Source organism: Actinomycetes bacterium, from assembly GCA_036510875.1.
Taxonomy (GTDB): Bacteria; Actinomycetota; Actinomycetes; order Prado026; family Prado026; genus DATCDE01.
In genome coordinates, this window is record DATCDE010000106.1 from 22,707 (window position 1) to 44,364 (window position 21,658).

Here is a 21,658-nt window from a genome sequence, read left to right on the forward strand (position 1 = left end):
GGACGGTGGTCAGCCGGCGGCAGGCGCTGTTGGGGCGGCTGCCGGTGCCCGAGAGCAGCTTCCTGCAGGAGGCGCTGCGCCAGGAGACGGTCGGCGGTGCGCTGCTGCTGGGCGCCGCCCTCGTCGGGATGCTGTGGGCCAACAGCCCCTGGGCCGACGCCTACACCACGGTCAAGGGGCTGACCTTCGGCCCGGCGGCCCTGCACCTGGACCTCACCGTCGAGCAGTGGGCCGCCGACGGGCTGCTGGCCGTCTTCTTCTTCATCGCCGGGCTCGAGCTGAAGCGAGAGCTGGTCTGCGGCACCCTGCGCAAGCCGTCGGCCGCCGTGCTGCCCATCGTCGCCGCCCTGAGCGGCATGGCCGTGCCGGCCCTCGTCTTCCTCGCCGTCGCGCATGGGGACAGCTCCGCGGTCCGCGGCTGGGCGGTCCCCATGGCGACGGACATCGCCTTCGCGCTCGCGGTGCTCGCCGTGGTGGGCAGCCAGCTGCCCCCGTCGCTGCGGGCGTTCCTGCTCACCCTGGCGATCGTCGACGACATCGGCGCAATCACGATCATCGCGGTGTTCTACACCGACCGGCTGGCCCTCGGGTCGCTGGCCGCCGCGGTCGCCCTCGCGGTGCTCTACGCCGTGCTGCAGCGCCGCCGGGTCCGCTCGCCGTGGGTGTACGTCCCGCTGGCCCTGGCGTTCTGGACCCTGGTGCACGCCAGCGGGGTGCACGCCACGGTCGCCGGCGTGGTGCTCGGTCTGCTGACCCGCGTCCGGCCGGACGACGACGAGCAGCACTCCCCTGCCGAGCGGCTCGAGCACCGGCTGCGTCCGCTGTCCGCCGGGTTCGCCGTCCCCGTGTTCGCCCTGTTCGCGGCCGGGGTGAGCCTGTCCGGCGAAGCGATCAGCGGGCTGTCCGCCGACGTGGCGGCGGTCGGAGTCGTCGCCGGGCTGGTGCTCGGCAAGTTCGTCGGCGTCTTCGGCGGGACCTGGCTCACCGCCCGGCTGACCAGGGCCGAGCTGAGCCACGAGCTGAGGTGGGCCGACATCGCGGCTGTGGCGACGCTGTCCGGCATCGGCTTCACCGTGTCACTGCTGATCGCTGAGCTGGCCTTCGGCGACGACCCGGGTCGGCTCGGGCACGTCAAGCTGGCGGTGCTCATCGCCTCCCTGGCGGCGTCCGCCCTGGCCGCCGTCCAGCTGCGGCGACGCAGCCGCCACCACCGGGCGGAGGCCCCGGCTTGGCCACCCGGCTGAACCAACCGGGCCAAGTCAGGCATGATCGTGGCCAGCGCCCCCGCAGCACTCCCGCAAGGAGGACATCATGAGTGTCGACAGCCGACCGTCGCCGGACCAGTCCCTCGGCACACTGGTGTCCACGGCCACGGCCAACGTGTCCTCGCTGGTCCGACTCGAGCTCGAGCTGGCCAAGAGCGAGATCCGCACCTCGGTGAAGCAGGGCGGCACGGGTGCCGCGCTGGCCGTCGCCGCGATCGCGCTGGCCGCCGTCGCCTTCCTGATGCTGTCGGTCGCGGCCGCGCTGGGCATCGCGACGGTGCTGCCCGACTGGGCCGGCTTCCTGATCGTGGCCGCCGTCTACCTGATCGTCGGCGGCCTGCTGGCCTTCGTCGGGATCCGCCACCTGCAGCAGGTGAAGGGCCCCGAGCGCACCACCGCGGAGCTGGAGAAGACCAAGGCCTACCTCACCGACCGGGTCGGCCACCGCGCCGACCCCACCGCCAGCGCTTGAGCTTGGCGGGGCTCCTCCCGGCAGTGCGCCCGTGACCCACGGGTCGGCCACGGTGAACGCTCCCGGTCCCTGGGAGCACCGCATGGTCGCCTCCAACGGCGCCCGGTTCCACGTCGTCGAGTCCGGGACCGGGCCGCTCGTGCTGCTGCTGCACGGGTTCCCCACCTTCTGGTGGACCTGGCGGCACCTGCTCCCGGTGCTCGCGGACGCCGGATACCGGGCCGTAGCCATGGACCTGCGCGGCTACGGGGGCACCGACAAGACGCCGCGCGGGTACGACCAGGTGACCCTGTCGGGCGACGTCGCCAGCGTGGTGCGGGCGCTCGGCGAGCGGGACGCGTGCCTCGTCGGGCACGGCTGGGGCGGTGCGCTCGCCTGGGCCACCGCCGTCCTGCACCCGGCGCTGGTCCGCGGCATCGCGCCGATCGCGGCCCCGCACCCGCGTCGGCTGCGAGCGGCCGTCGGAGGCGACCCCGGCCAGCTGCGCGCGGTCGGCTTCGCTCTCGGCTACCAGCGGCCGTGGCTGCCGGAGCGGCAGCTGGTCGCGGACGACGGCGCCGCAGTGGGCCGGCTGCTGCGAGCCTGGTCCGGGACCCCCGGCTGGCCGGACGACGACGTCGTGGCCACCTACCAGGCGACGTTCCTGCTCCCCCATGTGCCGTTCTCGGCGCTGGAGTACTTCCGCTGGGCGGTCCGCTCGGTGGGCCGGCCGGACGGGCTGCGGTTCGCCAGCCGGATGCGGGTGCCGGTCGGCGTGCCGGTGCTGCACCTCCTCGGCGAGCGGGACCCGGTCATGCTGCCGGCCACCAGCATCGGCTCGGAGGCGTTCGTGGTCGGCCCGTACCGCCGCGGGCTGCTGGACACCGGCCACTTCGTGCACGAGGAGCGGCCCGAGGAGACCGCTGCCCTGCTACTCGAGTGGCTCAAGGACTGAGCCGCCGTGCCCCAGCGGCCTCGTGACGCAGCCGGCCGCCCGCTGCCGCCAGGGTCGCCGGGGGTGGAGCCGGTCGAGGACCGGCCGCGCACCCCGACCGAGGCGCTGGCCGAGGCCGACCAGCTCATCCACGAGGACCGGCCGTTCGCCGCGCACGAGGTTCTGGAGGGCGCCTGGAAGGCCGCCCCCGAGCCGGAGCGGGAGCTGTGGCGGGGGCTCGCGCAGATCGCCGTCGGGATGACCCACCTGCAGCGCGGCAACCTGGTGGGGGGCGAGCGGCTGCTGCGCCGCGGTGCCGCGGCGCTGCTGCCCTACCGGGAGTCCGCGCCGCACGGCCTGGACGTCCCCCGGATCGTCGAGGCCGCGACCGGGTCCGCCGACCTGGTGGCCGCCGCGCTCGCCGTCGACGACCGGCGCTAGGCGCAGGGCCCGGTCGACACCGCCGCGGTCCGGTTGCGGCCGGCGGCCGCCGCGGCCGACACCTCCTGCACGGTCAGCGCGTAGCCGGTCTCGGGGTCGTCGACGGAGGCAGCGAAGACCACCCCCACCACCCGGCCGTCGATGTCGACGAGGGGGCCGCCGGAGTTGCCGGGCCGGACGACGGCCCGCACCGCGATCACCTGGCGGGTCACCGTGGCGTTGCCGTAGATGTCCTCGCCGGCCGCGTTGATGATGCCGCGCACCCGGCCGGGTGACGCGGTCAGCGGCCCGTCGTTGGGGTACCCGAGGGCCACGACGTCCCCGCCGCGGTCGGGCACCGCGCCGAAGCTCAGCGCGGACAGCGGCAGCCCGGGCACATCCAGCACGGCCACGTCGGTCTTGGGGTCGAAGACCACGACCCGGGCGGCGTAGCCGTCCCCGGAGCGGTTGACGTACACGCGCGGACGGGTGACCCCCGCGACGACGTGCGCGTTGGTCATGACCCGTTGCGGCGCGTAGACGAAGCCGGAGCCCTCGATCCGCCGGCTGCAGCTGAGCGCCGAGCCGATGACCTTCACCACGACCCGTTCGGCGGCCCGCACCCCGGCTGCGCTGGCGATGCCGCTGGTGGGGGCCGGCACGGGGGTCAGCTGGTTGAGCACCTGCCGGTCGTAGATCCGCGGGAAGCCGGTGGAGTCGAGCAGGTTGCCGAAGGCCGAGAACACCTGGTCCGGGCTGGTGGGGGCCAGCGAGTCCACCGTGCTCAGCACCTTCGAGCTGCGTGCGTCGGCGGCGAACGGGATCGTCCCGTCGGCGCGGACCAGCGCCGTGCCGACCAGCCAGGCCGCGACCAGGACGGCGACGATGCTGACCAGGGCGCCGCCGACCGCGTCGACCGCGCGGGCCGGGCGCCAGGTGATGTGCTGCTTGAGCCGGGCCGCCCCCACCCCCGCGATCGCCTGCCCGAGGCTGGCCGTGACCAGGAGAGCCAAGACGGCGAGCACCGAGCGCAGCGTGCCCTGCTGCTGGTTGCCGAGGACCAGCGGGATCACGGTCAGCCCGACCAGGCCGCCCACGACGAACCCGGCCAGCGAGATCACCGAGACGACGAAGCCCTGCCGAAGCCCGGCGATCCCGAACAGCGCCGCGAGGGCGAGGATCAGCAGGTCGAACCCGTTCACGGGGCGCCCGCCGGCCGCGGCCGCGCCGACGCCGGCAGGTCCTCGACCCGGCTGGCGTCCCACGGCCTCGCCCAGCCAGCCAGGTCCAGCAGCCGGTCCAGCAGGCCCGCGGTGAAGCCCCACACCAGCAGCCCGCGGACCCCGAACGCCGGACCCACCATGCCGCTGGGGTGCCTGACCCGTAGTCGGTTGGCCGGGTCGGTGAGCTCGTCGACCGGCACCCGGTGCACCGCGGCCACCTCGTCGGCCACGGCCGCGTGCACCGGCGACGGCTGCCGCCACCAGCCCAGCACGGGGGTGACCACGAACCCGCTCGGCGGCAGCCACAGCTGGGGCAGGGTGGCGAACACCTCGACGCCGTCGGGGCGCAGCCCGGTCTCCTCCTGCGCCTCCCGCAGGGCCGCCGCCACCGGGCCGTCGTCCAGCGGGTCCAGCGCGCCCCCGGGGAACGCCGGCTGGCCGGGGTGCGAGCGCATCGTGTGCGACCGCTCGATGAGCAGCACGTCGGGTCCGTGGTCGGCCTCCCCGACCAGCACGAGGACGGCGGACTCCCGGCCGCCGGTCTCCGGCGGGAGCAGGGATGACAGGTGCTCGGGCCGCACCGTCGAGACGGCGTCCGCCAGTGGCCGCAGCCAGTCCGGCAGCACGGGGGCCGGCCGCCCGGTCACACGGTCACCCCGAGGTACTTCTCGATCAGGCCCCGGAGCACCGCAGCGCTGGTGATCTGCCCGCGGTGCTCCCCGGCGATCCGGCCGTCGGCCGCCACGAAGTAGGTGACCGGCGGCCCGACCCACCGCAGCGGGCCCCTCGTGGCACCCTGCTCGTCGGCCACCGAAGGGTACGGCACCTTCAGCTGCTGCATCAGGGCGGTGGCCGCGGCGGCGTCGTCGACCACGTCGATGCCCAGGAACGCGACCCGGTCACCGGCGGACCGGGCCACCTCGGCCAGGGCCGGCAGCTCCGCCCGGCACGGCGGGCACCAGGACGCCCACACGTTGAGCACCAGCGGGCCGCGCAGCGCGGCCAGGTCGACGTCACCGGACCCGTCCAGGCACGGCAGCGACTGCCGGGGCAGCCCTCCGGCCAACGACCCCGAGCCGGTCGGCTGCGGGCAGGCCGGGACGTCGGCCGTCGGCACGGGCCCGGCCGCCGCCGACCCGGACGACGACCCGGACGCCGTCCCCTGGGCGACCGGCGACCCGGCCGAGGAGGCGTCCGTGCTGCCACAGCCGGCCAGCAGCAGCGCCGCCAGACCCACCGCAGCGAGCAGCGGGGCGGGTCGGGTCACGGGATGTCCTTGACCAGTGCCGCCGCCACCACCGGGTCCGTGGGCCCCTCCCCGTAGGCCGGGCACCACTGCGCCACCGGGCAGGCCCCGCAGGCGGGCTTGCGGGCGTGGCAGCGGCGGCGGCCGTGGAAGATCACCCGGTGGCTCAGCATGGTCCAGTCGCTACGGGGGAACAGGGCGCACAGGTCCTGCTCGACCTCGACAGGGTCACTCGCCGACGTCCAACCGAACCGCCGGGACAACCGCAGCATGTGCGTGTCGACCGTGATCCCGGGGACGTCGAACGCGTTGCCCAGGAGCACGTTCGCGGTCTTGCGGCCCACCCCGGGCAGGGTGACCAGCTGGCCCATCCGGCCCGGGACGTCACCCCCGAACCGGTCGCACAGCGCCTGGCCGAGCCCGATCAGCGAGTTGGCCTTGTTGCGGTAGAAGCCGGTCGAGCGGATGACCTCCTCCAGCTCGGTGCGGTCCGCCGCGGCCAGCGACTCCGCGTCGGGGTAGCGCGCGAACAGCACCGGCGTCACCTGGTTGACCCGCTTGTCCGTGCACTGCGCCGACAGGATCGTGGCGACAGCCAGCTGGAGGGGGTTGGCGAAGTCGAGCTCGCAGCGCGCCTCGGGATACAGCGCGGCGAGCTCCCGGTTGATCCGCCGGGCCCGGCGCACTAGGGCCAGCCGGGACTCCCCGGTCGGCGTCCCTTCGACGCCCTCGCTCGATGTCACCGAGCAAGGGTACGTGCGGTGGAGGTCCCGCTGCGGCTTCGACCGGACGGGTGACCTGTCCTCAACCATCACCCCAAAGGCACCGATCCGCTGATGACCGGGAGAACCGTTGCGTGAGGGACACGAGGGGGCAGGTGAGCCGGATGGGGACCCGTACGGGCGAGCGCAGCCGCACGGCCGCGGATCGTCCGACTCCTCAGCGCCGCCCCGAGTTCGCTCACCTCACGCTGCCCCAGCTGCGGACCTACCGGCGGGCGCTGACCACCGAGGAGGGCCGGGTCTCGTACTGGCGCCGGCTCATCCAGGCCCGGATGGACCTGTTGGCCGACTCCATGGGTCCGGAGGACGGGCACGCGCTGGACCGCGTCCGCGGCCTGCTCGCCGAGGTGCGCAGCCCGGGCCGGACGGCGCTGGTGCAGATCGTACCGGTGGACGACGTCCCGCCGCTGCCTGACCTGGAGGGGCTGTGGGCCCGCGAGGTGCCGCACGGGGACACCGCGGCCGCCGAGGCGCTGCGCCGGGACCTGGGCTTCGCCGAGCTTCAGCTGTCCGCCTACCGGGCCGCGCTGCACCGCCGGCTGGCCGACGCGACGGGCGAGCTGATCGCCCGCTACCACGAGAACCCAGCGCTCGCGCTAACCGCGCTGCCGGCTCAGCCCGCCACGGTCTGAGCCGGAAGGACCAGGGCCCTGGAGGCGGGCCCCGACAGGACCGAGCCGGCCCCGTTGGGCCCCACGGGCCGCCCGGGCACGGCACACTGTGCCCTGACGGTGTGACCGGGACCACGTCCCGACTGGCACGGGAGGGACTGTTGAGCGACGACGTGCTGTCCAGCGCACCGCTGTTCGCCGCGCTGGACGCAGAGGCGGCAGCCGCGCTGCGCCACTCGATGACCGAGGTCGACCTCCCGAAGGGCGAGGTGCTGTTCACCGAGGGCGAGCCGGGTGACCGGCTCTACGTGATCGTCGACGGCAAGATCAAGCTGGGGGCGACCTCCGCGGACGGCCGGGAGACCCTGCTGGCCATCCTTGGCCCCGGCGACATGTTCGGCGAGCTGTCCCTGTTCGACCCAGGCCCGCGGACCGCCACGGCCACCGCACTGACCGACGCGACCGTGCTGGGGCTGGGCCACGACGACCTGCAGCAGTGGCTCACCGGCCGGCCCGGCGTCGGGCCGGCCCTGCTGCGAGCGCTGGCCCGGCGGCTACGGCGCACCAACGAGGCGATGGCCGACCTGGTGTTCAGTGACGTCCCCGGGCGGGTGGCCAAGGCACTGCTGGACCTGGCCAACAGGTTCGGGGTGGCCGGCGACGACGGGTCCGTCTACGTCGTCCACGACCTCACCCAGGAGGAGCTCGCGCAGCTCGTCGGGGCGTCCCGGGAGACTGTGAACAAGGCGCTGGCCGACTTCCAGAACCGTGGCTGGATCCGGCTCGAGCCGCGCGGGGTCTACCTGCTGGACGAGGAGCGGCTCAGCCGCCGGGCGCAGTGACCTCGGGCCCGTCGGGGCCGCGCAGGTAGTCCAGCTGGGCCCGCACGGACAGCTCGGCGGCCGGCCACAGCGCCCGGTCGACGTCGGCGTACACGGCGGCCACCACCTCGGCGGCGCTGGCCGCACCGGACGCGACCGCCGTGGCGACCTGGGCCAGCCGCTCCCGGCGGTGCTCGGCGTAGTAGTTGATCACCTCGGCGGCGTTCGGCAGCACCGGACCGTGCCCCGGGAGCAGGGTGCGGACGACGCCGTCGGCCGCCAGCCGGCCCAGCCGGTCCAGCGAGTCGAGGTAGGCGTCGAGCCGGCCGTCCGGGTGGGCCACCACGGACGTCCCCCGGCCCAGCACGGTGTCGCCCGTCAGCAGGCCCCCCTCGGCGGTCAGCAGGAAGGACAGCGAGTCGCCGGTGTGGCCCGGCGTCGCCACCACCCGCAGCTCCAGCCCGCCCAGCTGCACGACCTCCCCGTCGCGCAGCCCCTCCTCGCCCAGCCGGTGCGCCGGGTCGAGGGCCCGCACGCCGACCCTGGCCAGCTCGGCGAGCCGCCGGGCACCGGCCGAGTGGTCGGGGTGCCCGTGGGTGAGCAGCACCAGCGCGACGGTGCGGCCGGCCTGCTCCGCAGCGGCGAGCACGGCGCGCAGGTGACCCTCGTCGTCCGGCCCGGGGTCGACCACGACGGCCCGGTCGGCCCCCGGCTCGGCCAGCAGCCAGGTGTTGGTGCCGTCCAGCGTCATCGGCCCCGGGTTGGGCGCCAGCACGCAGCGGGCCCGCTCGCCCACCGGTCCCCCGGTCCAGGGCCGGCTGGGCGGTGCCGGCTGGGTCACGGCCGGAACACCTCGCCGTTCGGCAGCACGACCCCGATGCCGGCCGCGTCCCTGACGATCGTCGGCTGGATCGGGGTGATCTGCCGCGACTCGGCGGCCCGCAGCACGTCCGCGACCGACGCCAGCGCGGCGATCTCGCGCAGTGTCACCGACGTGGGCGGCAGCAGCTGCAGCTCCCTGCGCCCGAACCGCTCCAGCGCCTCCGCCGGCCGCAGCCAGACGACCTGGTCCATCTCGCCGCCGCGGGGACGCGGCTCCTGGTCGGCCGGGCATGGGGCGACGAAGAACCAGGTGTCGTAGCGCCGGACCTCCCCGACCGGGGTGATCCACCGGGCCCAGGGCACCAGCGCGGCCCGGTCCAACAGGACGCCGGTCTCCTCCTCGACCTCGCGCACCGCCGTGGCCAGCAGGTCGGGGTCCTCGGGGTCGTGCGCCCCGCCGGGGAAGACCATCATCCCGGCGGCGAACACCATGGTGGCCACGCGCCGCTGCAGGAACACCTCGGGACCGGACCCGGTGTCACGCAACAGGACCACGGTGGCGGCGTCCCGCACGGCGACAGGCGGCTCGATGTCGGTCACGCACCGATGGTAGGCACCACAGCGGCCCTGACCGGCAGCGCGGGTCAGGCCACCTCGACGACGATCTCCACCTCGACGGGAGCGTCCAGCGGCAGCACGGCCACCCCGACCGCCGACCGGGCGTGCACGCCGGCGTCGCCGAAGACGGTGCCGAGCAGCTCGCTGGCCCCGTTGACCACGCCCGGCTGGCCGGTGAAGTCCGGTGCCGAGGCGACGAACCCGACGACCTTGACCACCCGGGTGACCATCGACAGGTCGCCGACCTCGGCCTTGACCGCGGCCAGCGCGTTGAGCGCGCAGATCTGGGCCAGCTCCTTGGCCCGCTCCGGGGTCACCTCGGCGCCGACCTTGCCGGTCCCGGCCAGCTGGCCGGCCACCATGGGCAGCTGCCCGGAGGTGTACACGTAGGAGCCGGTGCGCACCGCTGGCACGTATGCGGCCACCGGCGTGGCCACCGCCGGGATGCTCAGCCCGAGCTCGGCCAGCCGCTCCTCAGGGGTCGATCCGCTCACGACGTGCTCCGCTTCAAGTAGGCCACCAGCTGGTCACTGTTCGGCCCGGGCACGACCTGGACCAGCTCCCAGCCGTCCTGGCCCCAGGTGTCGAGGATCTGCTTGGTCGCGTGCACGAGCAGCGGCACGGTGGCGTACTCCCACTTCGTCATGTCGGCACCCTAGCGGCGTTCTAGGGTCATACCCATGTGGGAAGGCGTCCGGCTGCACGTGGTCACCGGCAAGGGGGGCACCGGCAAGACCACGGTGTCCGCTGCGCTGGCCCTCGCGCTGGCCGCCGAGGGCCACCGGGTGCTGCTGATGGAGCTGGAGGGCCGGCAGGGCATCGCCCAGCTGTTCGACAGCCCGCCGCTGCCCTACGAGGAGCGGCGCATCGCGGTCGCCCCCCGCGGGGGGGACGTCTACGCCCTCGCGGTGGACGCCGAGGAGGCCCTGCTGGAGTACCTGGACCTGTTCTACAAGTTGGGCCGGGCCGGGCGGGTGCTGAAGAAGCTCGGGGCGATCGACTTCGTCACGACCATCGCCCCGGGGCTGCGCGACGTGCTGCTCACCGGCAAGGCCTACGAGGCGGTCGGACGCCGGCGCGCCGGACGCACCGAGTACGACGCCGTGGTGATGGATGCACCGCCCACCGGGCGGATCACCCGGTTCCTCAACGTGAACTCCGAGATGGCCGGGCTGGCCCGGGTCGGCCCGATCCGGCACCAGGCCGACTCGATCATGGGCCTGCTCAAGTCACCGCGGACCGCCGTCCACTTCGTCACCCTGCTCGAGGAGATGCCCACCCAGGAGACCGCCGACGGCGTGCACGACCTGGCGGCCCAGGGGCTCCCGGTCGGCGCCGTGATCGTCAACATGGTCCGTCGGCCGATCCTGCGGGTCGCCGACCTGGCCGCCGCCGGCAAGGGCAGGCTGGACGCCGCGCAGATCGAGGCCGGCCTGGCCGTCGCCGGCCTGGCCGGCAGCGCGGCCGACCTGATCGGCCCGCTGAGCCGGGAGGCCGCGGACCTGGCCGAACGGGTGGCCCTCGAGGTCCAGGAGCGCAAGACGATCACCGCGCTGGGTCGGCCGGTGCTGGAGCTGCCCTGGCTCACCGACGGGATCGACCTTGGCGGCCTCTACGAGCTCGCCGAGGAGCTGCACCGGCAGGGAGTCGAATGACCGCGCCCCTGGACGTCGACGCGCTGCTGGGCGACAGCAGCACCAAGATCGTCGTGTGTTGCGGCTCCGGCGGCGTCGGCAAGACCACCACGGCGGCCGCGCTGGCGCTGCGGGGGGCCGAGGCGGGCCGCACCGTGTGCGTGCTCACCATCGACCCGGCCCGCCGGCTGGCGCAGGCCATGGGGCTCACCGAGCTGGACAACGTCCCCCGCCCGGTCCGCAACATCGACACCGGGAACGGCGGTGCGCTGTTCGCGATGATGCTGGACATGAAGCGCACGTTCGACGAGATCATCGAGCTGCACACCGACCCCGAGCGCGCGCGGGTGATCCTGGACAACCCCTTCTACCAGACCGTCTCCTCCTCCTTCGCCGGCACACAGGAGTACATGGCCATGGAGAAGCTGGGCCAGCTGCGGGCGCAGGCCGAGGAGGGGGACGCGCCCTGGGACCTCATCGTCGTCGACACACCGCCGTCCCGCTCGGCGCTGGACTTCCTGGACGCCCCCAAGCGGATGGCGTCCTTCCTCGACGGCCGGTTCATCAAGGTCTTCATGGCGCCGGCCCGGGCCGGCGGCCGCGCCTACCTGAAGATGCTCAGCGCGGGCGTCACCGCGCTGGCCGGGGCGCTCACCAAGGTGCTCGGCACCCAGCTGCTGGCCGACGCGTCGACGTTCGTCAACGCCATGGACACCGTGTTCGGCGGCTTCCGGGAGCGGGCTGAGCGCACCTACGCGCTGCTGCAGCAGCCGGGGACGGCGTTCCTGGTGGTCGCGGCACCCGAGCCGGACGCCCTGCGGGAGGCCGCGTTCTTCGTCGAGCGGCTCGAGCAGGACGCCATGCCGCTGTCCGGGCTGGTGCTCAACCGGGTGCACGAGACCCCGGCGCCCGGGCTGTCCGCCGAGCACGCCCTGGCCGCGGCCGAGGAGCTGGCCGGGGACAAGACGCACACGCTCACCGCGGGCCTGCTGCGGGTGCACGCGGACCGCATGCAGCGCATCGCGCGCGAGCGGCGTCTGGTCGAGCGGTTCACCGCGGCGTTCCCCAAGGTGCCGGTGGCCACGGCGCGAGCACAGGCCGCCGACGTCCATGACCTGGACGGGCTGCGCCTGGTCGGCGCCGACCTCGCCGGCGCGCGCTGAGCGGTCAGCCGGCGGCGCGAGCCCCGTCCGACAGCAGCCCCGGCTGGCCCTCGTAGGAGTTCCGCGCGGTCTCCAGCAGCTCCCGCCACGACGTCACGTTCGGACGCCGTCGCAGCAGCGCCCGGCGCTCCCGCTCGGTCATGCCGCCCCAGACGCCGAACTCGATCCGGTTGTCCAGGGAGTCGGCGAGGCACTCGGTGCGCACCGGGCAGCCCAGGCAGACCGCTTTGGCCCGGTTCTGCGCGGCCCCTTGGACGAACAGGGTGTCGGGATCGGTGCCGCGGCATGCCGCGCGGGACGTCCAGTCAGTGGTCCAGGCCATGAGTCGGAAGGTACGGAATCGGACGGATGGGGCGACAGGTCCGAATGGCCCAATCTGAGGTGGTCCGTCAGGACTATGGACATCGCCGCTCGTGCCCCATCTGTTATCTCCCGTCACACGCCGACGGCCGGCGCAACCGACGTCAGCACGTACTCTGGTGGGCATGGTCCGTCCGCGGCCGGCCGACGACAGCGGCGTGGTCACCCCGTTGGCGATGCTCCTGGTCGTCAGCCTCGTTGCTGGCGTGCTCGCGGCCGGACTGGCGCTGCCAGTCGTGGGGGCCGCCGGAGCGATCGCCCGCAACTCCGCACAGTCGTTCGACACCTTGCCCAGCGACCTGCAGACCCCGCCGCTGCCGCAGACCTCGACGATCCTGGCCGCCGACGGCTCGGTGATCGCGCGCATCTACAGCGAGAACCGGATCGTCGTCCCGCTCTCGTCGATCGCCCCGGTCATGCAGAAGGCCATCGTGGCCATCGAGGACTCCCGGTTCTACGAGCACGGCGGCGTGGACATTCACGGGGCGCTGCGCGCGCTGGCCGCGAACCTGCAGTCCGGCTCGGTCCAGGAGGGCGCCTCCACGCTGACCATGCAGTACGTCCGCAACGTGCTCGTGGTCTCGGCCCAGACCGACGCCGAGCGGGCCGCCGCCAGGGCCGTGAACACCGGCCGCAAGCTGCGTGAGATGCGGCTGGCGATCGGCCTGGAGAAGAAGTGGAGCAAGGCGCAGATCCTCGAGGGCTACCTCAACATCGCCTACTTCGGCGCCGGCGCCTACGGCACGGAGGCGGCCGCCCGCCGCTACTTCTCCACGTCCGCGGACAAGCTCACCCTGTCGGAGGCGGCCACGCTGGCCGGCATCGTGCAGCAGCCGGTCGCCTTCGACCCACTGCTGGACCCGGCCGCCGCGCAGCAGCGCCGTGACGTCGTCCTGGACCGCATGCTGCAGCTGGGCGACATCACCCAGGCGGAGCGCGACGCCGCCGCCGCGATTCCGATGGCCAAGATGCTCAAGCCTCGGCAGGTCGCCAACGGCTGCTCCACGTCGGGGGCGCCGTTCTTCTGCGACTACGTCATGCACGTCCTGCTCAACGACCCGGCGTTCGGCAAGACGGCTGACGACCGCAAGGCGCTGATCGAGCAGGGCGGGCTGACCATTCGGACCGCCTTGGACGTCAAGGCCCAGTCGGCTGCCCAGGCCTCGGTCGAGAGGTACATCCCGTACAACGACCCGAGCGGCAAGGCCGCGTCCCTGGCCATGGTGGAGCCAGGCACGGGCAACATCAAGGCGATGGCCGAGAACCGGCGCTGGGGGGTCAGCGGGGTCGGCTACACGACGTACAACTACGCGGTCGACAGCGCCGAGGGCGGCACCGTGGGGATGCAGGCCGGGTCGACGTTCAAGGCGTTCACGCTGGCGGCGGCCCTCGAGCAGGGCATCCCGCTCAACGAGCCGATCGCTGCCCCCCAGACCAAGACGTTCACCGGGTTCACCGACTGCAACGGCAACAAGTTCGCCCCCTACACGCTGAGCAACTCGACCGGGGCCGGCACGTTCAACCTGCGCACCGGCACGGCGCTGTCCATCAACACCTTCTTCGTCGAGGTGGAGCGCCGCACCGGCATCTGCCGGCCGGTCGAGATCGCCGAGGCGCTCGGGGTCCATTCGGGCGCCGGCAAGCCGCTGCAGCGGGTGCCCTCGTTCACCCTCGGCGTCGACAACGTCACGCCGCTGACGATGGCCGAGGCCTACGCCACCTTCGCGGCCCACGGCAAGCACTGCGAGTCCCGAGCGATCGTCTCGGTGACCGACCGCAACGGCAAGCAGCTGGCGGTCCCGTCGGTGCGCTGCAGCCAGGTGCTCGACCCGGCCATCGCCGACGGCGTCACCTCGATCCTCGCGGGCGTCATCGACGGCCCGATCGGCGGTCGGACCGGCCAGCCGATGAGCCTGGGCCGGCCGGCCGCCGGCAAGACCGGGACGACGGACAGCAACTCCGCCGTGTGGTTCGTCGGGTTCGTGCCGCAGCTGTCCACCGCGGTCTGGGCCGGCGACCCGCGCGGCGGCTTCGGCCACCCGATGCAGAACGTCACGATCAACGGCCACTTCTACCCGCAGGTCTACGGCAAGTCCATCCCCGGGCCGATCTGGCGCGAGACGATGCAGGCCGCCCTCAAGGACGTGCCGGTGATCCGGTTCCCGGCGCTCGACCCGACGGTCATCCGGGGGATCACCGTCACCGTTCCGTCGCTGGCCGGGCTGACCCCCACCCAGGCGGCCGCCAAGCTCAGCGCACGGGGGCTGAGCTCGGTCGTCGTGCCCACCCAGGTCAACTCGACGTACCCGGTCGGCACGATCGACCACACCGACCCCGCAGCCGGCCGGTCGGTGTCCCCGGGGACCCCGATCTCGCTCTACCTGAGCAACGGGTCGCCGCCACCACCAACCACCGCACCGACCGCTTCCGCGGGCCCATCCGGCGGCACGGCAGGCCCGGCGCCGTCCACCGGACCGCCCGTCGTCCCCACGCCCAGCCCGAAGCCGACGAAGCACTAGTCGGCGGCGAGCGCCGCCCGGACCCGGGCGGCCACCGCGGCGCCGTCGGCGCGCCCGGCCACCTGGGGCTGGAGCGCCTTCATGACCTGGCCCATGGCCTTGGGCCCGGTGGCACCGGCTGTGGCCACCGCCGCGACGGCGGCGGCCACCAGCGCCTCCAGCTCGGCGTCGGACATCGCCGCGGGCAGGTACCCCTCGACCACCGCGAGTTCGGCCCGCTCCCGTTGCGCCAGCTCCGGCCGGCCGGCCCCGTCGTAGGCCTCGGCGGCCTCCCGGCGCTTCTTCGCCTCGCGTTGCAGGGCGCCGACCACCTCGGCGTCGCTCAGCTCTTTGGCGGTGTTGCCCGCGACCTCGGCGTTGGTCACGGCGGTCAGCGCCATCCGCAGGGTGGCGGTGGTCAGCTCGTCCCGGGCCCGCATAGCGTCGGTCAGGTCGGCGTGCAGGCGGTTCTTCAGCTCGCTCACCCTCCGAGCATGACAGGTCGACCGTCGCGGCCGATCCGCCCGTGCCATGCCACCATGGCCCGATGCATCCGATCACCCGTGTCGCCGCCGGTGCGACCGCCGCAGGGCTGGCCTGCATCGCCTACGGTGCCGGGTACGAGGTCCGTGCCTTCCGGCTGCGCCGGGAGGCCGTCCCGGTGCTGCCCCCGGGCCAGGCCCCCATCCGGGTGCTGCAGCTCACCGACCTGCACCTGACCCCCGGCCAGCACAAGAAGCAGCGCTGGGTCCGCGCGCTCGCCGCACTCGAGCCGGACTTGGTCATCGACACGGGGGACAACCTGGCCCATCCGGACGCCGTAGCACCCCTGGTCGACGCGCTCGGCCCGCTGCTGGAGCGCCCGGGGGCGTTCGTGCTCGGCTCGAACGACTACTACGGACCGACCCTGAAGAACCCGGCACGGTACCTGCTGGCCAGCGACGCCACCCGCCGGCACGGGCCGGACCTGCCGTGGCGCGACCTGACCGACTCGCTCCGCTCGGCCGGGTGGGCCGACCTGTCCAACGCCAGGGCCCGGGTCAAGCTGGACGACGGCCGCGAGATCGAGCTGGTCGGCGTGGACGACCCGCACATCGACCGGGACCGCTACGACGAGGTCGCCGGGCCGGCGGCGCCGGACGCCGACCTCAGCCTGGGCGTCGTCCACGCGCCCTACCACCGCGTGGTCGACGCCATGGCCGCCGACGGGCTGCCGCTCGTGATCGCCGGGCACACCCACGGCGGGCAGCTGTGCGTGCCGTTCTACGGGGCTCTGGTCTCCAACTGCGACCTGTCGCCGCGGCGGGCCAAGGGGCTCTCGAAGCACACCGAGGGCACCCTGCTGCACGTCTGCGCCGGGCTCGGCACCTCCCCCACGGCCCCGATCCGGTTCGCCTGCCCGCCCGAGGCGGCGCTGCTCACCCTGGTCGCCCGGGGCGAGCAGGGGTAGCCCGTTTGGGGTGCCGCCGCGGCTCGGCTATCCTGCTCGGGCACTTCGGGGTGTGGCGCAGCTTGGTAGCGCGCTTCGTTCGGGACGAAGAGGTCGCAGGTTCAAATCCTGTCACCCCGACTGGCATGACGAGGTCCCGGGACCGTCGGTGACGACGGCCCGGGACCTCTGCACATCGGCGTCGGTCAGCCGGCGACGGGGGCCAGCAGCGGGATCGGGTCTGGCTCGCGCTCGCGCAGCCAGCTGGTGACCGTGTGGTGCATCGCCGGGAAGAAGGCGATCTCCCCGCAGACCCACAAGATCGCCCCCGCGATCTGCTGGTCGGCCGCCTGCTGGGCCAGCGTGTGCCCCTCGGCGTACCAGGGGTAGAGGTCCTTGGTGAACATGACCAGGGTCATCGCAACGACGACCATGACGCCGTTGGTGGAGATCAGCGCGGCCAGCCGGCGCGGACCGTCCAGGACCGGGCGCATCGGGTACGAACCGAAGATCTGCAACCACAGCGCGACCGCCAGGCCGAAGAAGCTGCCGTGCTCGAGCCAGATGTGCACGCTGCTGACCCGGGCCGCCAGGTCGAACGGCCCGGGGAAGTGCCAGAACAGCATCGCCGCGTTGAACAGCACGATCGAGGTCCAGGGGCGAGCCAGGACCTGGCGGACCCACGCGAGCGCCCGGCCGACCGGGCCGACCGGGCGGCCCGGACGCGTCCGCTGGGCGAGTCGGCCGAACCCGCCGCGGACCGGGCGGGGCAGCCCGCGCAGCAGCGGCAGCCAGGGGGCGCCGAGGACGATGAGCGGGGCGGCGACGAACGACAGCAGGATGTGCTGGACGACGTGTGCGGTCAGGTAGTCGTCCGCCCAGTAGTCGATCGGCGAGACGATGGCGAGCAGCAGCGCGGCCAGCCCCAGGTAGAACAGCGCGGCCTGCCCGACCCACGGCCTGGTGGGTCGTCCGGCGCGCCGGACGGCGTGCAGCCTCAGCCGCAGCCCGCGCTGGTGGATACCGACGACGACCGCCATGACGACGACCACCGGGTCGAAAGACCAGTGCTCGAACAGCACGCTCACGACTCGCCTCCCACGCCCAGCTGGGCAACCCACTCCGGCAACGTGACCGGGGCGAACGACTGACCGGACGCGGACACCGACCACAGCCGGGCCGCCGTCCCCTCCCCGGTGACGGCGTAGCCGGTGTCCGCTCCGGTGATCGCCAGGTCCGTCACCGGACCCGGTGCCGTTCCTTCGTCCCGCCAGGCCTGCCCGCCGTTGGTGGAGGCGAGCAGCCGCGCCGCCGACCCGTCCGGCACGGCCAGCCAGACCCGGCCGGCGGAGCAGGCCCAGACCGGGTCGCCCGCGGGCAGCGCGACGGGGGCGCCGGTCCGCCAGCTGGTGCCGCCGTCCACCGTCCGCTCGACGACCGCCGTGCCGGGGCCGCCGGACGACGGCCTGGTCGTGACCAGGTCGACCAGGTCACCACCCGTCCCGCAGGGCGCGGACGCCGCCTCCTGCAGCGCAGCCGCCGTCCCCTGCGGTGCCGCCAGCGGGACCGGCCGCCAGCCGCCGGCCCCCTGCCGGAACAGCACGGTCTGGCCCGCCGGAGCGGTTCCGGACAGCCAGCCTTGCGTCGCGTCCGTCCAGCGCACGCCGGTGAGCCGCAGCCGCTGCGAGGGGTCCAGGCTCGACGCCGACGCGGCGACCTGCCACGGGCCCTCGGCAGCCATGGCGGTCACCAGCTCGGTCGAGGAACCGGAGCCAAGCAGCGCCCACAGGGCCTTCCCCTGGAATGCAACCGCCTCCGGACGGTCGGTGAGCACGCCCGGCAGCTGGCCGCCGGACCACCCGGTGGGGGTCCCGTCCCCGAGCAGGACGGGGGACACACTGAGCGCACCGGTGGGCAGGACGCCGACCAGCACGTGGTGGGACCCGGACCGGGCCAGCAGCAGCCCGCCGTCCGTCGGCACCGCCGGCGGGGTGGCGTTGGTGACCGTGCGGAAGCCGTCGGTGGTCGCCAGCAGCACCGACACCGAGCCGCTGCGCCACACCAGCAGCCCGCTGTCCGGACCGGCCATGACCAGCTGGGGCTGCAGGCGGGGCGGGCTCGAGGCGGCGACCGAGGTGCTGCTGGCCGCGGTGCCGGCGCCGCAGCCGGCCAGCGCCGTCGCCACCGTCAGCGCCCCCGCCGCCCGGACCAGGCCGCTGGTCACGGGGCCCTCGTCTCGATCGCTCGGGTCATCAGGTCGACGTACCCCGTCGTCAGGTCCGGCTGGGCGCTGTCGTCCATCGAGCTGACCTCGCGGCCCGCCGCGTCGACGAAGTAGACCACCTGCGAGTGGGCCTCCATGCCGACTGACTGCAGGCTGACGGTGATGCCGTACGAGCGCAGCACTGGCGTCAGCTGGGCCAGCGAGCCGGTGACGAAGTGCCAGGACGGCATCGCCGACAGCCCGTGCTCGCGGGTGAAGGTCTGCACGTCGGGCACGCCGTGGAAGACCGGGTTGGCGTCCACCGCCACGACCTGGACGTGCTCGGCACGAGCTCCCGCGGCCCGGACCGCGGCCGCCAGCTGGTTGGCGATGAGCGGGCAGTTGTCCGAGCAGACCGGGTCGAGGAACGTGAGCAGCACCAGGTTCCCGCGCAGCTTCGACAGGGTGAGCCGGGCCCCGTTCTGGTCGGTGAGCGTGAAGTCGGGGGCGGCCCGACCGTCCAGCTGCCGGACGCCGCCGTCGTCCGCCACCGCCGCCTGCGCGTCGGCCGGGCCGAACAGGCCCAGGGCCAGCACGGCGGGCACGACGAGCACGGCCGCGACCCCGGCGCCCCAGGCGGCCCCGCCCAGCACCCGGCGACGGGGGGCAACCGGGGCGCGCTCCGGCTCGGTGTGCGTGGCCTCCGCCCAGCCGGGCCACGCGGCCACCAGCATCGCCGCGAGCGGCACGGCGCTGTTGGGGTCGGTCCCGGTCCCGCCGAGGACGCCGAAGTCCTGGCCGAACCACCAAGTCGCCAGCAGGACTGCCAGCCCGGACGGGACGAACAGCCAGGCCGCCCGGCCCGAGACCAGCCCGGCACCGACCACCGCCAAAACGACGAGCAGCACCGAACCGACCGCGACCGGGTGGGCGGCGGAGACGAGGGCGAGGGCGCTCAGCGGTCGCCGCAGCAGCGCCGGCTGCGGCGTGGTGGAGGCGTCCCGGAAGATGGCGGACAGGCCGTCGGAGGCCGACCAGGCTCCCTCCCACGGCAGCGCCTGCAGCACCGCCCCCAGCAGCATGGTGACGCCGACGGCCCAGCGGGCCAGGGACGCCGCCGGACGGCGGCCCGACCACCACGACCACGGTGCCAGCAGCAGCCCCGAGGCGACGGCATAGAAGACCGCAGCGCCGGGCACACCGGTCAGCCAGCTGGCCCCGGGGACCAAGAGCCCACCGAGCCCCTCGCCGGCCACCCAGACGACCACGCTCCAGCCCAAGGAAGCCCACAGCGCCGTCCTGGCGAAACGCCCCGAGCCGCCGGCCAGGACCAGCACCCCCAGCCCGACCTGCACCCAGACCGTGACGGCGTCCGCGCCGACCGGGTGGTGGGACCAGGCGCGCACCAGGGGGGCGACCAGCTGGGTGAGCCAGGACGGCTGCCCGGCCATCGCCGGGTCGACCATCGTGGGCAGGAACCCGGACGGCATCGCCGGTTGGGCCTGCAGCAGCCCGTCCAGCACCCACAGCGACCCCAGGGCGACGCGCAGGAAGCGGCGCGCCCCGGACTCCGTCGGCAGAGCCGGGCCGGAGGGATCCGCTGCCCTTCGCCGCTGGACGACGGCGTACGCGAGCGCGCCGAGCACCGCAAAGGCGAGGACCACGGCAGCCTGGCCGGCCAGCGCCGTCACTAGCGCCCCGCCGAGCGCGCCCGGCTGTCCACCGGTCGGCATCAGCGACCACCCCCGCGAACAGTGCCGCAACCACGCGGCCGGGGGGTACCCTCCGCTGCGTGAGTTCGACCACTGACGTTGAGTCCGCTGCCCCCGCACCCTCCGAACCGGGGCGCACGGCCCGGCTGAGCGCCTGGGCCAAGGCGCATCCCCGATGGGCCATCGCCGGGGTGACCGTGGTCGCGCTGGGCGCCGCCGCGGTCGCCGACTGGCCGCACCAGGCCACCCAGGGCCAGCTGCAGGGCGACCTGCAGTCCTATGTGACACAGCTGCGCGGCGACGTCCTGTCCTGCGGCGTCGAGGTCGAGGAGACGCTGAGCGCCTACAACCAGATCATGGCCGGGGTCTCCACCGACCGGAACACCGCGATCGGCATCGGGGACCGGGCCGCTCTGGACTGCACGCCGGCCGGCAACGCCAAGATCCTGGACCTGGCCGCCGCCCAGCCGCCGCGCTCGGTGGCGCGCTACCACCTCGAGCTCGGGGCCGCGCAGCTGTACGGCTGGGCCTCCTCCGACGCGGTCGACGCGATGCAGGACGTTCACCAGCTGCTCCTTTCCCCCGGGGATCCCGCCCGGCTGGCCGACCTCAAGCAGCGGCTCGGGGACATGCAGCAGCGGGCGGCCTCCGCCCAGGGCATCTTCGACAAGGCGGCCACCGCGCTGGGTGCGCCGTCGGAGTCGCTCAGCCTGGACGCGGTACGCCCGGGGGTCCTGGTCGGCTGACGCCGGCCGGTCAGCGGCGGGACCGCTGAAAGAACCCCCAGATCAGCACCCCGACGAACAGCACCACCGGGAACACCCAGGTCAGCACGTCCCCAGTGGGATTGGCCGCTGCGATTACGTTCATGGACAGCCTCCGAGATCATCGCGAGCGGTCAGCTCAGCACCGAGAACAGCACGTAGAGGACGATGGACAGCAGGGCGAGGAACCCGACGAACAGGCGGGAGCCCTCGAGTGAGCCGTTGAACGCCACCCCCTCGACACTGTCCGCGTTCTCCCCGACCGGGGCGGTCACCCAGCGCACCCGCAGCGAGCGGGCCAGCAGGGTCTCCACCCAGTACGCACCGATGAGCAGCCAGACGGCGAACAGCGGCATCACGGCGACGTAGACCGAAGCGAACCCGGAGGCACCGGGAAAGAACGGCAGCCGGCGCATCCCCCACAGCTGGATGCCGGCCGCCAGCACCAGGGTGCCGGCCGCGACCCCCGCAGCCACCCGCCAGTCGGTCCCGGTGCTCGGCTCGCGCAGCAGCCGCCGCGTGCTCAGCAGATACAGGACGGCCCCGACCAGGGTCAGCACGAGCACCGGAACCGAGATGAAGCCCGACGGCGTCTGCCCGGCCGCGCGCCACAGCCCGTTGCCGTTCAGTGAGCGCAGGTAGAAGTAGGCGAACACCCCACCGCCGAAGGCCATCGCGGACACTGCCACGAACAGCCGCGAG

25 protein-coding genes and 1 tRNA gene are annotated in these 21,658 nt (G+C 74.0%); 12 read left to right on the forward strand and 14 right to left on the reverse strand.

The window, feature by feature from the left end:
- Positions 1-5 precede the first annotated feature (5 nt).
- The 4 genes from nhaA (at position 6) to VIM19_06060 (ending at position 3,091) form a co-directional block, all read left to right on the forward strand.
- On the forward strand, positions 6-1,244 hold the full coding sequence (nhaA, locus tag VIM19_06045; protein HEY5184459.1) for a Na+/H+ antiporter NhaA: 1,239 nt from the start codon (positions 6-8) through the stop codon (positions 1,242-1,244).
- Between the two features lie 67 nt (positions 1,245-1,311).
- Positions 1,312-1,737 carry a phage holin family protein gene (locus VIM19_06050; protein HEY5184460.1) on the forward strand — a complete coding sequence of 142 codons (426 nt, stop codon included), beginning with the start codon at positions 1,312-1,314 and terminating at the stop codon, positions 1,735-1,737.
- A gap of 82 nt (positions 1,738-1,819) precedes the next feature.
- Positions 1,820-2,671, forward strand: a complete 852-nt coding sequence (locus VIM19_06055) for an alpha/beta hydrolase (GenBank protein ID HEY5184461.1) — start codon at positions 1,820-1,822, stop codon at positions 2,669-2,671.
- 6 nt (positions 2,672-2,677) lie between these two features.
- Positions 2,678-3,091 (forward strand): DUF309 domain-containing protein, encoded by a 414-nt coding sequence (locus VIM19_06060; GenBank protein HEY5184462.1) that lies wholly within the window; start codon positions 2,678-2,680, stop codon positions 3,089-3,091.
- Here the strand turns inward: VIM19_06060 and VIM19_06065 are convergent.
- The 4 genes from VIM19_06065 to nth are packed head-to-tail and all read right to left on the reverse strand — an operon-like array spanning position 3,088 to position 6,282.
- Entirely contained in the window at positions 3,088-4,272 is a 1,185-nt protein-coding gene (locus tag VIM19_06065; GenBank protein ID HEY5184463.1) for a MarP family serine protease, read from the reverse strand. The genes VIM19_06060 and VIM19_06065 overlap by 4 nt on opposite strands.
- On the reverse strand, positions 4,269-4,940 hold the full coding sequence (locus VIM19_06070; protein ID HEY5184464.1) for a CoA pyrophosphatase: 672 nt from the start codon (positions 4,938-4,940) through the stop codon (positions 4,269-4,271). Before VIM19_06070 ends, VIM19_06065 begins: the two co-directional genes overlap by 4 nt.
- A complete protein-coding gene (locus tag VIM19_06075) occupies positions 4,937-5,560 on the reverse strand; it encodes a TlpA disulfide reductase family protein (GenBank protein HEY5184465.1) in 624 nt (207 codons plus the stop codon). Before VIM19_06075 ends, VIM19_06070 begins: the two co-directional genes overlap by 4 nt.
- On the reverse strand, positions 5,557-6,282 hold the full coding sequence (nth, locus tag VIM19_06080; protein HEY5184466.1) for an endonuclease III: 726 nt from the start codon (positions 6,280-6,282) through the stop codon (positions 5,557-5,559). The genes VIM19_06075 and nth overlap by 4 nt, the downstream gene beginning before the upstream one ends.
- A gap of 143 nt (positions 6,283-6,425) precedes the next feature.
- Between nth and VIM19_06085 the strand changes: the two genes are divergently transcribed.
- Together VIM19_06085 and VIM19_06090 are read left to right on the forward strand one after the other, a co-directional pair.
- The gene (locus tag VIM19_06085; GenBank protein ID HEY5184467.1) at positions 6,426-6,953 is read left to right on the forward strand and encodes a hypothetical protein; all 528 of its coding nucleotides are present in this window, start codon (positions 6,426-6,428) and stop codon (positions 6,951-6,953) included.
- A 140-nt stretch (positions 6,954-7,093) separates the two neighbouring features.
- Positions 7,094-7,774: a Crp/Fnr family transcriptional regulator gene (locus VIM19_06090; GenBank protein HEY5184468.1), complete on the forward strand. Its 681-nt coding sequence runs from the start codon at positions 7,094-7,096 to the stop codon at positions 7,772-7,774.
- Here VIM19_06090 and VIM19_06095 read toward each other — a convergent pair.
- From VIM19_06095 to VIM19_06110, 4 genes are read right to left on the reverse strand one after another with little or no spacing between them, the layout of a single operon-like run.
- Entirely contained in the window at positions 7,755-8,594 is an 840-nt protein-coding gene (locus VIM19_06095) for an MBL fold metallo-hydrolase (GenBank protein ID HEY5184469.1), read from the reverse strand. The two genes, VIM19_06090 and VIM19_06095, sit on opposite strands and share 20 nt — an antisense overlap.
- On the reverse strand, positions 8,591-9,175 hold the full coding sequence (locus VIM19_06100) for an NUDIX domain-containing protein (protein ID HEY5184470.1): 585 nt from the start codon (positions 9,173-9,175) through the stop codon (positions 8,591-8,593). The genes VIM19_06095 and VIM19_06100 overlap by 4 nt, the downstream gene beginning before the upstream one ends.
- Positions 9,176-9,219: 44 nt before the next feature.
- Positions 9,220-9,687: a RidA family protein gene (locus tag VIM19_06105; protein ID HEY5184471.1), complete on the reverse strand. Its 468-nt coding sequence runs from the start codon at positions 9,685-9,687 to the stop codon at positions 9,220-9,222.
- A complete protein-coding gene (locus VIM19_06110; GenBank protein ID HEY5184472.1) occupies positions 9,684-9,839 on the reverse strand; it encodes a hypothetical protein in 156 nt (51 codons plus the stop codon). The genes VIM19_06105 and VIM19_06110 overlap by 4 nt, the downstream gene beginning before the upstream one ends.
- Before the next feature lie 34 nt (positions 9,840-9,873).
- Here VIM19_06110 and VIM19_06115 point away from each other — a divergent pair, with 34 nt between their 5' ends.
- Both VIM19_06115 and VIM19_06120 read left to right on the forward strand, forming a co-directional pair.
- Entirely contained in the window at positions 9,874-10,848 is a 975-nt protein-coding gene (locus VIM19_06115) for an ArsA-related P-loop ATPase (protein HEY5184473.1), read from the forward strand.
- Positions 10,845-11,990, forward strand: coding sequence for an ArsA family ATPase (locus tag VIM19_06120; GenBank protein ID HEY5184474.1), 1,146 nt, complete (start codon positions 10,845-10,847; stop codon positions 11,988-11,990). The genes VIM19_06115 and VIM19_06120 overlap by 4 nt, the downstream gene beginning before the upstream one ends.
- Before the next feature lie 4 nt (positions 11,991-11,994).
- Here the strand turns inward: VIM19_06120 and VIM19_06125 are convergent, their stop codons facing one another.
- The gene (locus VIM19_06125; protein HEY5184475.1) at positions 11,995-12,312 is read right to left on the reverse strand and encodes a WhiB family transcriptional regulator; all 318 of its coding nucleotides are present in this window, start codon (positions 12,310-12,312) and stop codon (positions 11,995-11,997) included.
- 163 nt (positions 12,313-12,475) lie between these two features.
- Between VIM19_06125 and VIM19_06130 the strand changes: the two genes are divergently transcribed.
- A complete protein-coding gene (locus VIM19_06130; protein ID HEY5184476.1) occupies positions 12,476-14,869 on the forward strand; it encodes a penicillin-binding protein in 2,394 nt (797 codons plus the stop codon).
- Here VIM19_06130 and VIM19_06135 read toward each other — a convergent pair.
- Positions 14,866-15,333, reverse strand: coding sequence for a GatB/YqeY domain-containing protein (locus tag VIM19_06135; GenBank protein ID HEY5184477.1), 468 nt, complete (start codon positions 15,331-15,333; stop codon positions 14,866-14,868). The two genes, VIM19_06130 and VIM19_06135, sit on opposite strands and share 4 nt — an antisense overlap.
- 62 nt (positions 15,334-15,395) lie before the next feature.
- On the opposite strand from VIM19_06135, the gene VIM19_06140 reads away from it, so the two are divergent.
- Positions 15,396-16,298 (forward strand): metallophosphoesterase, encoded by a 903-nt coding sequence (locus VIM19_06140; protein HEY5184478.1) that lies wholly within the window; start codon positions 15,396-15,398, stop codon positions 16,296-16,298.
- A 46-nt stretch (positions 16,299-16,344) separates the two neighbouring features.
- A tRNA-Pro gene (locus VIM19_06145) sits at positions 16,345-16,418 on the forward strand.
- Positions 16,419-16,483: 65 nt separating this feature from the next.
- Here VIM19_06145 and VIM19_06150 read toward each other — a convergent pair.
- The 3 genes from VIM19_06150 to VIM19_06160 are packed head-to-tail and all read right to left on the reverse strand — an operon-like array spanning position 16,484 to position 20,213.
- A complete protein-coding gene (locus VIM19_06150) occupies positions 16,484-17,365 on the reverse strand; it encodes a cytochrome c oxidase assembly protein (GenBank protein ID HEY5184479.1) in 882 nt (293 codons plus the stop codon).
- Positions 17,362-18,501 carry a hypothetical protein gene (locus tag VIM19_06155; GenBank protein HEY5184480.1) on the reverse strand — a complete coding sequence of 380 codons (1,140 nt, stop codon included), beginning with the start codon at positions 18,499-18,501 and terminating at the stop codon, positions 17,362-17,364. The genes VIM19_06150 and VIM19_06155 overlap by 4 nt, the downstream gene beginning before the upstream one ends.
- A complete protein-coding gene (locus tag VIM19_06160; GenBank protein ID HEY5184481.1) occupies positions 18,498-20,213 on the reverse strand; it encodes an SCO family protein in 1,716 nt (571 codons plus the stop codon). Before VIM19_06160 ends, VIM19_06155 begins: the two co-directional genes overlap by 4 nt.
- A gap of 59 nt (positions 20,214-20,272) precedes the next feature.
- Here VIM19_06160 and VIM19_06165 point away from each other — a divergent pair, with 59 nt between their 5' ends.
- Positions 20,273-20,938: a hypothetical protein gene (locus VIM19_06165; protein HEY5184482.1), complete on the forward strand. Its 666-nt coding sequence runs from the start codon at positions 20,273-20,275 to the stop codon at positions 20,936-20,938.
- Between the two features lie 152 nt (positions 20,939-21,090).
- Here the strand turns inward: VIM19_06165 and VIM19_06170 are convergent.
- On the reverse strand, positions 21,091-21,658 hold a 568-nt coding region (locus VIM19_06170; GenBank protein ID HEY5184483.1), incomplete at its 5' end, for a hypothetical protein.

Bases quoted from the DNA above. Each gene is read 5' to 3' on its own strand.
- VIM19_06130 (HEY5184476.1), top strand. From the start codon at position 12,476: ATGGTCCGTCCGCGGCCGGCCGACGACAGCGGCGTGGTCACCCCGTTG.
- VIM19_06085 (HEY5184467.1), top strand. From the start codon at position 6,426: ATGGGGACCCGTACGGGCGAGCGCAGCCGCACGGCCGCGGATCGTCCG.
- VIM19_06120 (HEY5184474.1), top strand. From the start codon at position 10,845: ATGACCGCGCCCCTGGACGTCGACGCGCTGCTGGGCGACAGCAGCACC.
- VIM19_06125 (HEY5184475.1), bottom strand. From the start codon at position 12,312: ATGGCCTGGACCACTGACTGGACGTCCCGCGCGGCATGCCGCGGCACC.
- VIM19_06115 (HEY5184473.1), top strand. From the start codon at position 9,874: ATGTGGGAAGGCGTCCGGCTGCACGTGGTCACCGGCAAGGGGGGCACC.
- VIM19_06110 (HEY5184472.1), bottom strand. From the start codon at position 9,839: ATGACGAAGTGGGAGTACGCCACCGTGCCGCTGCTCGTGCACGCGACC.
- VIM19_06055 (HEY5184461.1), top strand. From the start codon at position 1,820: ATGGTCGCCTCCAACGGCGCCCGGTTCCACGTCGTCGAGTCCGGGACC.
- VIM19_06160 (HEY5184481.1), bottom strand. From the start codon at position 20,213: ATGCCGACCGGTGGACAGCCGGGCGCGCTCGGCGGGGCGCTAGTGACG.
- VIM19_06140 (HEY5184478.1), top strand. From the start codon at position 15,396: ATGCATCCGATCACCCGTGTCGCCGCCGGTGCGACCGCCGCAGGGCTG.
- VIM19_06050 (HEY5184460.1), top strand. From the start codon at position 1,312: ATGAGTGTCGACAGCCGACCGTCGCCGGACCAGTCCCTCGGCACACTG.